General features: G+C 42.2%; 11 protein-coding genes. 5 read left to right on the forward strand and 6 right to left on the reverse strand.

Going from position 1 to position 12,561, the window contains the following annotated elements; all coding sequences use genetic code 11:
- The first annotated feature begins 108 nt into the window (after positions 1–108).
- The 5 genes from JGK16_RS18995 (at position 109) to folB (ending at position 4,322) form a co-directional block, all read left to right on the forward strand.
- On the forward strand, positions 109–1,389 hold the full coding sequence (locus JGK16_RS18995) for a glutamate-5-semialdehyde dehydrogenase (protein WP_325315962.1): 1,281 nt from the start codon (positions 109–111) through the stop codon (positions 1,387–1,389).
- 128 nt (positions 1,390–1,517) lie between these two features.
- Positions 1,518–1,862, forward strand: a complete 345-nt coding sequence (locus JGK16_RS19000; protein WP_293176231.1) for a hypothetical protein — start codon at positions 1,518–1,520, stop codon at positions 1,860–1,862.
- Complete coding sequence (locus JGK16_RS19005; RefSeq protein WP_293176233.1) at positions 1,859–2,089, forward strand: hypothetical protein; 231 nt, start codon at positions 1,859–1,861, stop codon at positions 2,087–2,089. Before JGK16_RS19000 ends, JGK16_RS19005 begins: the two co-directional genes overlap by 4 nt.
- Before the next feature lie 304 nt (positions 2,090–2,393).
- Entirely contained in the window at positions 2,394–3,761 is a 1,368-nt protein-coding gene (locus JGK16_RS19010) for a serine/threonine-protein kinase (RefSeq protein WP_293191787.1), read from the forward strand.
- Positions 3,762–3,965: 204 nt separating this feature from the next.
- Positions 3,966–4,322 (forward strand): dihydroneopterin aldolase, encoded by a 357-nt coding sequence (gene folB / locus JGK16_RS19015; protein WP_293176237.1) that lies wholly within the window; start codon positions 3,966–3,968, stop codon positions 4,320–4,322.
- A 209-nt stretch (positions 4,323–4,531) separates the two neighbouring features.
- Here folB and JGK16_RS19020 read toward each other — a convergent pair whose 3' ends face one another.
- The 6 genes from JGK16_RS19020 to JGK16_RS19045 form a co-directional block, all read right to left on the reverse strand.
- Positions 4,532–5,821, reverse strand: a complete 1,290-nt coding sequence (locus JGK16_RS19020; RefSeq protein ID WP_293176239.1) for an adenylate/guanylate cyclase domain-containing protein — start codon at positions 5,819–5,821, stop codon at positions 4,532–4,534.
- Between the two features lie 22 nt (positions 5,822–5,843).
- Entirely contained in the window at positions 5,844–6,239 is a 396-nt protein-coding gene (locus JGK16_RS19025; protein ID WP_293176241.1) for a response regulator, read from the reverse strand.
- Positions 6,240–6,286: 47 nt separating this feature from the next.
- Positions 6,287–8,185 carry an ATP-binding protein gene (locus JGK16_RS19030; protein ID WP_293191784.1) on the reverse strand — a complete coding sequence of 633 codons (1,899 nt, stop codon included), beginning with the start codon at positions 8,183–8,185 and terminating at the stop codon, positions 6,287–6,289.
- A gap of 7 nt (positions 8,186–8,192) precedes the next feature.
- Positions 8,193–10,598, reverse strand: coding sequence for an ATP-binding protein (locus tag JGK16_RS19035; protein ID WP_293191783.1), 2,406 nt, complete (start codon positions 10,596–10,598; stop codon positions 8,193–8,195).
- Between the two features lie 907 nt (positions 10,599–11,505).
- Positions 11,506–11,811 (reverse strand): NADH-quinone oxidoreductase subunit NuoK, encoded by a 306-nt coding sequence (gene nuoK / locus JGK16_RS19040; RefSeq protein WP_228042566.1) that lies wholly within the window; start codon positions 11,809–11,811, stop codon positions 11,506–11,508.
- 124 nt (positions 11,812–11,935) lie between these two features.
- The gene (locus JGK16_RS19045) at positions 11,936–12,559 is read right to left on the reverse strand and encodes an NADH-quinone oxidoreductase subunit J (protein WP_293176247.1); all 624 of its coding nucleotides are present in this window, start codon (positions 12,557–12,559) and stop codon (positions 11,936–11,938) included.
- Positions 12,560–12,561: the final 2 nt, after the last annotated feature.

Raw genomic sequence — 12,561 nt, forward strand, 5'->3', positions numbered from 1 at the left:
TCAACTGTCAACTGTCAACTGTCAACTGTCAACTGTCAACTGTCAACTGTCAACTGTCAACTGTCAACTGTCAACTGTCAACTGTCAACTGTCAACTGAATGAACGCCATGTCGATTATTGAAATTGCCCAAAAAACGCGCCAAGCTGCTAGGAAATTGGCAGTTTTGTCCGCTGATGCCAAAAATCAAGCGATTGAAGCTATTGCTAAAGCTTTAGAAGCTGCTGCGCCGGATGTTTTGGCGGCGAATGCTGCTGATTGCAAGGCTGCTGAGGCGGATGGCATTGCCAAACCGCTGTACGATCGCCTGAAGTTAGACGAAAGCAAGTTGCAAAGTGCGATCGCGGGTGTGCGCGACGTTGCCAAGCTCCCAGAGGCGATCGGTGTCGTCCAAATTCACCGCGAATTAGACACAGGATTAATTCTGAAGCGCATCACCTGTCCTTTAGGGGTTTTAGGGATTATTTTTGAAGCGCGTCCAGAAGCTTTAATTCAGATAGTATCCTTGGCAATCAAATCCGGCAACGGCGTAATTCTCAAAGGCGGCAAAGAAGCAGTCCGTTCCTGCGAAATCTTGACAAAAGTAATTCGCCAAGCATTAGCAGAAACCGCAGTCAATCCCGAAGTAGTCCAGTTATTAACCACGCGGGAAGAAACAATCGAACTGCTAAAAATGGATGAATATATAGATTTAATTATTCCCAGAGGTTCCAACTCTTTTGTCCAGTTTGTGCAGGATAATACCCGAATTCCTGTGTTGGGACACGCCGACGGAATTTGTCATTTGTATGCAGACAAAGCTGCGGATATCAACAAAGCAGTAGAGATTGCCGTCGATGCCAAAACGCAATATCCCGCCGCGTGTAATGCCATTGAAACTATGTTAGTTCACAGTGCGATCGCGCCCAAATTTCTGCCCATAGTTGCCGAAGCATTGCAGCAGAAAAAAGTCGAATTGCGGGGAGACGAAACCACCCGCGAAATCCTGGATATTACCGCAGCCACAGAAACAGATTGGTCTACAGAATACAGCGATTTAATCTTGTCAATCAAAATCGTAGACTCTGTGGAAGAAGCAATTAACCACATCAACACTTACGGTTCGAGACACACAGATGTGATTGTCACCGAAGATAGCGAAGCCGCCGAAACATTTTTAAATGGAGTAGATGCGGCCGGAGTTTATCATAATTGTTCGACTCGATTTGCCGATGGTTTCCGCTACGGTTTCGGTGCAGAAGTGGGGATTAGTACGCAGCAAATGCCACCTCGCGGGCCTGTTGGTTTAGAAGGATTGGTGACGTATAAGTATCGAGTGGTTGGAGATGGTCATATTGCGGCTAGTTATGTGGGGAATGAGGCTAAGGAATTCACTCATCGGGATTTGTAAAAAGTCAATAATCGCGCAGAGTTATCATTAAGAACAGCACAGGATGTGAGAGGGAATTTAGAGTTTGAAATCGCGGCTATATGGTAAAATCACCTGTGCTGTGCTAGGAGTGAAAGTCTAATTGCATTATGGCGAATTTACCAGATGAAACCTTAACAACAATCTCTAACTTGTTGCCTCGCTTGTTTCAAGTGATTAACCTAGCGACGGAAACGGAGTCTAGCTTGTTTGAGCAATATGGCGAGACAGATGAGACGATTGATGAGCTAGAGCAAGTCAGAAATGCAGAGGAAAGGTTAAGAACTTTGTACAATCGCATTTATGGGTTAGTGTTGCAGATAGCTGAGTCTCAACCAGCAGCTAATTCTGCTACACTAAATTTACTGTATCAGTCAATCGAACAGGCAGTCGCTACAGCCTATGCTGTAGAGGCAACAGCTCAAGAAACAAAAAGAAATTGGAACTTATTATGAATAATGAAAAAAAAATTCCTGATGCAGAGACGAGAGCAAAATCAATAGCTCGCTGGCGCGAAGTGAATTTAATGTTGGAAGATTTGAATATGAAGTTGGCGCAGGCTCAGGCTCTAGCAGAAGTCGATTTACAAAATAGCCCGCTTTACGTGCGTCGCCGGGAAAGAGTCAGAAAGCAGTTAGAAGCTTTGAAAGAGCATAAGTTAGCAGAAAAAGCAGGTGAATAAGCGCGATCGCAGTTGGGATGATTTTAAGAGTAGGCTGTTAGACACCCGACTTTAAAAAAAGTCGGGTATCTAGTATTTTTGTGAAGCCGTTTCTTACTTCTTAGTTATACTTTAAGTCAAACTTCTCTGATCGTCTATTCCTATGACTCTCATAGAAGATATAGATGATTTAATTAATTGATTTAATCAAATCACAAACCTCTACACCATCAAAGTGCGATCGCCCTCACAGCCAACCAAACTTAGCTACAATAAGCTATACCGTCCCCCGCGACTCCCCAAATCGAACAATCCGCCCTGGTTTATGTCCAACCCTTCCCCCCTAGCCCCAGGTTCCACCCTCGAAAAACGCTACCGCATCATCCGCGAATTAGGCCGCGGCGGCTTCGGGCGGACTTACCTCGCAGAAGATACCAACCGCTACGGCGAACAATGCGTGCTCAAAGAGTTTTCTCCGGTGGTTCACAGCCCGAAAGCGGCCGAATTGTTCGATCGCGAATCGAGTATCCTTTATAGCCTTCAACACCCCCAAATCCCGCGTTTCCGAGAACTTCTACGAACCGATATCGGTGGGAATCCATCTTTATTTTTAGTGCAAGATTATATCAAAGGTCAAACCTACGAAGAAATACTGATATCGCGCCAGCAACAAGGTAAAAATTTTAGCGAAGCCGAAGTTACTCAAATACTATTTCAGCTTTTACCAGTTTTAGAATACATCCACTCGAAAAATTTAATTCACCGCGATATCTCGCCGGACAATATTATTCAGCATGATGCTGACAAACTACCGTTTTTAATTGATTTTGGTTCTGTCAAACAAATCGCAGCGAGTGCTCTATTTCAGTCTAAGGGACAATCGGATACGGCGATCGGCAAACAGGGATATTCGCCGATCGAACAAATGCGACAGGGTAAAGTGTCTCCGGCTAGCGATTTGTATGCTTTGGCTGTCACCGCTTTAGTCTTGCTGACAGGGAAAAAGCCTCAGAAATTGTACGATGTTAATCAAAAAACTTGGGATTGGCGGGATCGCGTCAGTGTCAGTCAAAACTTAGGGATGGTATTGGATCGGATGTTAGCAGATCGATCGGGCGATCGCTACCAATCTGCAAAAGAAGTCCGTGAAGCACTCAAAGACCCAAAATTATCCCAAATTGGCAGCATCATCTCCCAAATGGTCACAATGAACTTTGTCGGCCGCCCCTTCAAAAACACCACTCAAACTCCTACCAGCAATCATACTCCTGTCAACCAAAACCCTCAAATTGTTAAAAACACCAATATTTTAAAATTAATTCCTTGGAAAACTGTCGCTAGTTTAAGCGTGGTTTTATTGCCGGGAGTGTTAGCTTTTGGTGCCGTCAAATCTGGTTTTACCCTACCCAAACTGCCTGAATTACCCAAGTTTCCGGAACTTCCACAATTTCCCACAAATACGTCTTTAGATGCAGAAATAGCTAGGCAAGAAAAAATTGGAAAGCGTCGCAAAAATCTCAACATTGACCCAGATATATTCTATCAAAAAGTAGATGAATTATTTTACAATAAATATCCCGAATTACAAGGTCGTACATTGACAGACAAGCCCGAAGATGCAGAAATTAGGCAGAAATGGTGTGAAGTTGCTGAGGATTTTCTGGATAATTTGGAGAAGGGAGGGCAGTTGTAAAATTTAAGATAGAATAAGAGTTATTTAACCACAGAGGGCGCAGAGGGCGCAGAGGGGAGAAAGAAAGAGATACAAGAGAAGGAGAACGGGTGCATCTCATTTTTGCAAATATCTTCGCCCTTTCCAAATTGAAATGCACCCAGGATAACTTTATCTGGTTTAATACAATTTGGTATAGGCAACTTACTTTTAGTTTATTTCACAATGGATTGTATTCAACTTACAGGAATTCGCTGCTACGGCTACACGGGCTACCTACCGGAAGAGCAGGTTTTGGGGCAGTGGTTTGAAGTGGATGTCACTCTCTGGCTAGATTTGTCGAAAGCTGGAAAAAGTGATGATATTGAACATACTCTCGATTACCGCAGCGCCATTACTCTCATTCAAGAGTTAGTCAAAAACTCCAAGTTTTTATTGATCGAACGGTTAGCAGATACGATCGCCCAAGCGCTTTTACAACTACCGTTGGTTGATAAAGTTAAGTTACAACTTTCAAAACCTGCCGCCCCGATTCCTGATTTTGGAGGCAAAATCACTCTAGAAATTACTAGAAGTCATTAGTGATTAGTCATATCATTTCCGGTCAATTACCATAACAAAAACAGTTGGTAGTACCCACGCAAGTCCGCTCCATTTTGCGGACTTTCGTGGCCACGCGCGATCGAATCTAATTGCGGTTAATGGATCGGACACGATATCATTGATTATTGGTTATTGGTATATCTTCTCAAATAACCAATAATCCGACTATTTCCAGCATTCATCGCCCTTTAATTCGAGTATTTATTTTGGCATCGATTCCAGTGTAATTGTGCTACAGTATCTTGTGGATTATGCTGCAAGCATTTTTCAAAACATCGGGAAGCAGCTTCCCATTCTTCTGTTGTGTAAAATACTAACCCTTGCTCAAACTCGGTTTTAGTAGCGAGTTTTTGCTCTTGAATTTCCGGCGGATCTGCATCCAAGACTTCAAAGACGGATACCACTTTAGATTTGCCTTTAACTTGTACAAGATCGACTAAACGAATGCAATATTGATTAGCATCTTTTAACCCTAAAAATGTGCAATCGCTAATCAACAAAGGCACGCCATACAGCTTAGTTAAAGTTTCTAGTCGGGAGGCTATATTGACAGCATCGCCGATTGTTGTCCCGTCCATACGAAATTTTCCGCCGACAGTTCCAAGCATTAACATTCCTGTATTGATGCCGATGCCAATTTTAATGGGAGGGCGATCGCGTGCTTTTCGGGTTAGATTGTATTCGGCAAGTTTTTTGAGCATAGAGATTCCCGCCTTAACGGCATAATCCGCATGATAAACACTACCAAATAATGCCATAATCGCATCGCCAATATATTTGTCAATTAACCCATTATTCTCAATAATAGCGGGTTCCATTATAGAAAAATAGCTGTTAATAAATTTAAAAATATCTTCTAAAGGCATGGTTTCTGAAAGACTTGTAAACGATCGAATATCAGAAAACATAACTGACATCTCTTTTTTCACAGAATCACCAAGTTCAATATCGACAAGATTTTCTTTGTTCAACAATTTTAGAAACTCATCCGGTACGAAGCGAGAACAAGCTGTGTTTAAAGAAATTAAATTTTGGTTTATTTTAATTAATTCTATATTTTGTTTAATTATATTTTTTGCTTGCATATAACTTTTTGTAGCCTCTGTTATCGTCAAAAATAAATCTTCAGCTTGCCAGGGCTTAGCTATGTACCGATAGAGTTTTGCCGTATTAATGGCATTGGTGACTCCCTCGATACTCGCTTGCCCCGTCAGCATGATCGTAATTGTTGAAGGAGATTTGTTGTGGATTTCTTTTAAGACTTCATCTCCTTTCATTCTGGGCATCATGTAGTCGGCAATCACGACAGCAATTTGATGACCATCTTCTAATAAATCATCAACCATTTGCAGCGCTTCATGCCCGTCATGCGCTGTTTCTATTTGATATTGATTTTCCAGGGTTTCTGATAGTTCTTTTCTGAGGCTATCAAGAATCATTTGCTCATCATCGACACACAGAATGACTGGTTTTTTCATATTCCTCTAAGGTGGGATTAATTTATAATTTTTCAATTCCCGACTTGATGGAGTTAATCAGTTCTTGCTTTGTCCAAGGTTTGGGAATAAGATGATGAAGATCTGCTTCTTTTTGGGCTCGTTCGATCGCTGCATCATCTGCCTGTCCGGTTAATAAAATTTTCACCGTTCCTGGAAACCTTTTCTGGACTTCAACGAGCAATTCATCGCCTTTCATTCCCGGCATTAACCAATCAGAAACAATAATTACGACTTGAGTTCCTTCTTCATAAAGTTCGTCTAAAACTTCTAGTGCTTCTTCTGCATTTTCGGCAGTTTCATATACATATTGGTCATCAAATTCTTCTTGAATTTGTCGCAGTACGCTGTTTAAAATAACAACTTCATCATCAACACACAGAATTGCAAGCTTAGGCATAATTATTTTTTCTGCTGAAATTACAAACAATTTAACATCAAATTACTCTAAATATCTGCTGGCAATGCCACAATAAAAGTAGTTTTTCCAGGCAGCGATCGAAAATGAATTGTCCCTCCATGTTTTTCAATAATTTTTTTCACGATGTCCAGCCCTAAACCGCTGCCCTCTCCTGGAGGCTTAGTGGTAAAAAATGGCTGAAAGATTTTATCTTGAATCTCTTCTGGTATGCCATTACCGCTATCGGTAATACTGACTTCAATGTTACCATTCAATCGAGCGGCATCAACTCTGAGTATTCCCCGATAATTCATCGCTTGCAAAGCATTGTGAATTAAGTTTGTCCAAACTTGATTGAGTTCATCGAAATAGCATTCGATCTGAGGCAAATCTTCATAGTTTTTGATTAATTCTACTCCATGTTTGATTGGATTTTGATAAAGTGTCAGAACTGCTTCTAATCCTTCGATAATATTGACTTTAATTTTTTGCTCGTTGAGATTTTGTCTGGCATAGGTTTTGAGTGCAAATACAACTTTTGCAGCTCTTTCAGAGGCAGTATTGATATCTCTAGTGCTTTCTTGCAATCGCACAAAAGAGCGGACTGCTTTGAGAAATATTTCGCTGCTGGGCTCTTGAAATAAATTGAACAGAGGTTCTATATTTTCGTAGATTTTAAGATCGAGAAGCAAATTGGCAAGAGTATCAGCATTACTGAGATTTTGGGTTTCTAGTTGGGCGACGATTGCTTTTCTCAGTTGTCGTCTTTCCCTTCCAGAAATCAATGCAGGATTTAGCAGCGATCGCGCTAATAATTCCTTAAATTGTAATTCTTTTTCGGGTGTCAACTGTCGAAACCATGTCGGTAATGCAGCCAAATTTTCCGAGAAGTAATCGCCAATATATTTAACAGAGGATTGAATCGCACCCAAAGGTGTATTGATTTCGTGGGCAACTCCCGCAATCAGTTGACCTAATGCTGCCATTTTTTCAGAATGAATCAATTCCTGCTGAGCTGATTCTAGCTGTTTTAAAGTATTGGCAAGTTCTTCGTTTTTTTGCTGTAGCTGTTGCGTTCTTTCGGAAACTTGAGATTCTAAATTACGATTGTAATTCTCTCTAAGTTTTTCGGCTTGTTTCCTTTCTGTAATATCGGAAAAAGTGGCAATCGCATAACAAATTTTTCCAGTTTCATCGCGAATTGGTGTCGAAGAAATCTCTAAAGGAACGATCCGTTTTTCTTGATGAATTTCTAGATCGTCAGTTCGCACTATTTCTCCTGACAAAGAACGCGCGATCGGCAAGTCTGGCGATCGGCACAAATCTTGGCGCTCGCTTTGATACAAAGCATAAATATGGGGTAAATTTTCGATATTCGAGATTGTCCCTTCTGCGATTTCAAACAATTCCTTAGATTTTTGATTGGCGTAGGTTAGTTGTCCCAGAGCGTTATGAACCGATACACCAATTGGCATAGCTTCTAAAAAATGTCTCAATCGCTGTTCATTTTCTATTAATCGTTTATTCTGTTCGGCTAGCTTTCTTTCCTGCACGTAACTTTTAATTGCTTCTTTAACTGTTAATTTTAAATCGACTTTGTGCCAAGGTTTGGAAATATATCGATAGAGTTTTGCGGAGTTAATCGCATTCACGATTCCTTCAACTGTTGCCTCGCCTGTCAACATAATTTTTAGAGTTTGTGGGAGTTTTTCGTGAACGTATCGTAGGACTTCATCTCCTTTGATATCTGGCATGATATAGTCAGAAATCACCAGCGCAATTTCACTACCATCTTTGATTAACTCATCCACCAACTCTAATGCTTCCGCACCTCCCAGTGCTGTTTCAATATCGCATTCATTGTCTAAAGATTCTGATATTTCTCGGATGAGGCTATCCAGAACAATTTGCTCGTCATCAATACAAATCACAATAGGTTTACTCATTTTTTTTTTAACGCTCTATTGGTAGGATAACTGTAAATGTGGTTTGACCTGGACGAGATTCAAAAGTAATCTGTCCCCGATGTTTTGCAACGATTTTGCGAACGATATCCAGTCCTAATCCGCTTCCTTCGCCTGGAGGTTTAGTGGTAAAGAAAGGTTGGAATATTTTCGAGTGGATTTCTGGGGGAATCCCCGTGCCACTGTCGGCAATGCTAATTTGGATATTTTCGTGATTGTGAATTGCGTTAACGGTGAGAGATCCTTTGTTATTCATCGCTTGTAGGGCGTTATGAATCAAATTCGTCCACACTTGGTTGAGTTCGTCAAAATAACACTGAATGGGTGGGATATGTTCGTAGTTTTTAGTTAATTCTATACCCTGTCTGATCTGACTTTGATAGAGGGTCAAAACTGCATCTATGCCGTCGAGGATGTTGGCTTCGATTGTTTCACCGCTAGAGTCGTGTCGGGCGTAGGTTTTTAGGGCAAACACGGCTTTGGCGGCACGATCGCTGGCGATGTTAATATCTCGGGTGCTGGCCTGCAAGCGCACAAAGGCCCGTACAGTTTTGAGAAATTGGTCGCTGTCGCTTTGTCGTAGAAGTGAGAATAAAGGTTCGAGGCGATCGTGAACTCCTAAGTCGAGGAGGATATTGGCTAATCCTTCAGATTTCTCAATGTTTTGGGCTGCGAGTTGGCTAGTAATTGTTTTTCTGAGTTGTCGGCGTTCGCGACCGGATACGATCGTGGTGTTGGTAATGGATCGTTGCAACAATTCCAAAAATTGTGTTTCTCGTTCTGGGGTAAGTTCGCGAAATAATGTGGGAAATTGGCTGAGGTTTTCGTTGAGAAAGTCGGTAATATAACTAACAGAAGAGCGAATTGCTCCTAACGGGGTGTTAATTTCGTGAGCAACTCCTGCTACGAGTTGACCTAATGCTGCCATTTTTTCCGATTGCACTAATTCATCTTGAGTTAGTTGGAGTTCGGTTAAGGTTTGGGATAGTTCGGCTGTGCGTTCGGCAACTTGTTCCTCTAATGTTCGATTGTAATCTTCGCGCAATTTTTCAGCTTGTTTGCGTTCGGTGATATCCTGGAAAGCTGCGATCGCATAACTTAGGTTTCCATCCGCATCGTAAATCGGCGTTCCTGCGCTTTCAATGGGAATAATTTTGTCTGGATGATGAATTTCCATATCCTCGCGACGCACGCTTTTTCCTTGCAACGCATTTAACAGGGGATCTGATTCTTGAGGATAAATGCGATCGCTACCAGCTTGGTAAATTTTGTATTGAATCTGAATTTGTTCGGCAACGGATGCTACCACACCTTGACCGAGAAGATGCTGTCCAGTTTGATTGGTGTAGTAGGGATTTCCGTGACTGTCGGTGACAAAAACACCAATGGGCATGGCATCGAGGAATTGCGATAGGCGACCTTCGCTTTCAGATAACGCTGAATTCAAGGCTTTCATCTCGGCATTCTTCTGTTTGAGTGTTTCTTCATTTTGGCGCAATGCGGCGGTGGCGCGATCGATCGCCAATTGCAACCGTGCCGGTTCGCTAGCTAAAATGAAGACACCGATGCTTCCCACAAGTGCGATCGTCATACCTCCTCCCCTCAACCAAATAGTAACTGGTGAATGGTCATACCATCCAGTTTTAGGAACGGCGGCCAACTGCCAAGAACCGTTCGGTAACGTGACGGAAAGAAAAACGGGTTTTTCCTGAAAAATTGCCCCATTGCCGAAAAAAACCTCACCTTTTTCCCCCAATCCATCTTTGCCACGCAGTACATATTTTAAGTTAGATGATTCTTGTAACAATCCGGCTTCTTCATAGATAGTTTCGGGATTGACCAAAATACTCGCGAGTCCCCAATATTCAGATTTTCCCTCTATTGATTTGACAAAAATAGGCGATCGGTTAATAAATGCAGTACCGCCTTGTACGAGTTTAACCGGGCCGGCAACAACCGATTTTTTTGAGGCAATAGTTCGATCGACAGCTTCTTTTTGGGTCGGCGTTGCTGCTAAGTTCAACCCGAAAGCTTTTTCGTTGCCTACAACCGGATAAATATGACTAATCGCCGATTTTTTGGCTAGGTTCGTACTCCGAATCCCTCGATACCTCTCCAACAGAGGAGAAGCAATAGCTGTAAATTCATCTTGGGTGAGTTCGGGACGGGTTGAAGCATGAGTGACTAAAGCTTCTACGAGAAGAAGTCTGGTGTTAATTGCCCCTTCCAAACGGGCTCGCACGGTACTCAGTTGATTGAGAGTATCTGCCTGTTGTTGTTCCTGAAATCGCTGAGTTTCGGAGCGATCGAGAATCATGGTAGCCGCCAGAATTGATAAGGCTGCGCTCGCAGCAGTTACAAAGGCTTTACCAGTATGTTTTTGAATTTTTCTCATACTATAGCAACCGCCACATCGGTGAGGGCATAAATAACTTCATGAATAGAGCCGATACCCGTACTGCATCAATGATTTGATTCGGGTTCTGCAACTGTCAACTGTCAACTGTCCACTTTCCACTGCTATAGATTGTCCGATATGACTCAATATAAGTTAAAAAAATGGTACGATAGTCCCAATGAATTCGGTAGGTTACAATCGGGAATTGCTAATTTTTAAGATACCCGAACTTAAGTAACACAAAAACTCCTTACAAGTAGCAAAGTTTCCAAAATTCAGATCGCTACTGCACCCTTTCGGGATCGCGATATTTAAAATAAGCTACAATTATGAGCAATAGTCCGGACAGTTTTTAGTTGTAGTCTGAAACCCTTGATTTTCCGTTGGCAACTCGATTACCGACTCCCCTTGAAACTTTGATGCTCTTCTTGGCGATCGAATACTGTCCGAAGGAGTGCATCTCACTTTTCAAGAGGGCGAAGCATGACCGCATATAAGTTATTAGTTATCATCTCATATTGATTTCGGTCATGCTTCGCCCCTACAAACATATTTGCCTTGCGCCAGATGCACCCGTCCGAAGTATTGGTGAGAAAAATTATCTGTATTGCTGTATTCTACAGCGACTTTATTGAGAATTGGCAGTAATTAGGATTTTTACCAACTGCTCTGGGAGCTTTGGTTTGAAGTTGTTTGAAGTGGTATTACACGATACTTTTCAGACATTTTATAGTTTTGCGACATCTGAAAACATTTCAAGCTTATCTCTATTAGCCGATCGCCCTTGATGGTCTTTTGCTTCTAATTTATTGGGTTGAGGGTTGGGGATATTTGAGCTAAAACACCGAAATTCCCCAATTTGGTCAACCCTCCACCTTAATTCTGACAGCTTAATGACCGCTGATTACCATTTCAGCAGATTAAACTCTTCCATGTCTACGGTATTGCGGTTGCGGTAAATCGCCAAGACGATCGCCAAACCAACAGCAGCCTCAGCAGCCGCAACGGTTACTACAAAAACAGTAAATACTTGACCTTTAATCTGTACGGGGTCAAGATAGTTAGAAAAACCCATCAGATTGAGATTGACTGCATTCAGCATCAACTCGATCGACATTAATACCCGCACGGCGTTTCGGCTGGTAATTAAACCGTAAATGCCAATGCAGAAAAGTGCAGCAGCTAATAACAGGAAATACTGGAGTTGCAGTTGCATAATTTTTGGGAGTTGCTCTCAGTCTAAATTACTACAAAACAGGCAGATACAGAGGCTGCGAACAGAAACCAGGTTTCTCGCCTGACGAACAGATAGGTACGCAGTGCACACCCTACAATTACTTTGTTTCCGGTGAAGAAACATCACCGGCTGAAACTAATTCGCGGGGGCGTTCAGGCAAACTAAAAGCTGGTGTATCTGATTGCTTCACGGACAGTTCATCCGCAAAGAAATCGCGGCGCGCCAACACAATTGCTCCTACCATTGCCATCAACAAAAATACCGATGCTAACTCGAAAGGTAGCAAATAGTCGGTGAAGAAGTGTTTGGCGATCGTCACGATCGAACTTTCGGCGGGTGCTCCCGTCGTTGTCACAATTGCCCAAGGAGTAGACACTACCATCGTGCCCAAAAGTGCAAACAAACCAGCACAAACGACTGCGGTTGCGACTTGACGCACCCAAGCGTTAGGAATTGTGCGGAACTCTTCTCGTTTGTTTACCAACATGATGGCAAACAAAATTAAGACGTTAACAGCGCCAACATAAATTAAGATTTGGGCTGCTGCTACAAAGTCAGCATTCAACAATAGGTACAAGCCGGCAATGCTGGTAAATACGCCACACAGCAGAAATGCTGAGTAAACGATGTTGGAGAACAGGACTACTCCTAATGCTCCTCCAATCATCATTACGGCGAGTATGCCAAATGAAACAATTTGAACCCCTTCGGCTAGATTCACAA

The organism is Microcoleus sp. PH2017_09_SFU_O_A (assembly GCF_020738625.1).
Lineage (GTDB): Bacteria > Cyanobacteriota > Cyanobacteriia > Cyanobacteriales > Microcoleaceae > Microcoleus.

Excerpts from the sequence above, each read along its gene's own strand:
- JGK16_RS19010 (WP_293191787.1), top strand. The coding sequence starts at position 2,394 with ATGTCCAACCCTTCCCCCCTAGCCCCAGGTTCCACCCTCGAAAAACGC.
- JGK16_RS19035 (WP_293191783.1), bottom strand. The coding sequence starts at position 10,598 with ATGAGAAAAATTCAAAAACATACTGGTAAAGCCTTTGTAACTGCTGCG.
- JGK16_RS18995 (WP_325315962.1), top strand. The coding sequence starts at position 109 with ATGTCGATTATTGAAATTGCCCAAAAAACGCGCCAAGCTGCTAGGAAA.
- folB (WP_293176237.1), top strand. The coding sequence starts at position 3,966 with ATGGATTGTATTCAACTTACAGGAATTCGCTGCTACGGCTACACGGGC.
- JGK16_RS19030 (WP_293191784.1), bottom strand. The coding sequence starts at position 8,185 with ATGAGTAAACCTATTGTGATTTGTATTGATGACGAGCAAATTGTTCTG.
- JGK16_RS19020 (WP_293176239.1), bottom strand. The coding sequence starts at position 5,821 with ATGAAAAAACCAGTCATTCTGTGTGTCGATGATGAGCAAATGATTCTT.
- JGK16_RS19000 (WP_293176231.1), top strand. The coding sequence starts at position 1,518 with ATGGCGAATTTACCAGATGAAACCTTAACAACAATCTCTAACTTGTTG.
- JGK16_RS19005 (WP_293176233.1), top strand. The coding sequence starts at position 1,859 with ATGAATAATGAAAAAAAAATTCCTGATGCAGAGACGAGAGCAAAATCA.
- JGK16_RS19025 (WP_293176241.1), bottom strand. The coding sequence starts at position 6,239 with ATGCCTAAGCTTGCAATTCTGTGTGTTGATGATGAAGTTGTTATTTTA.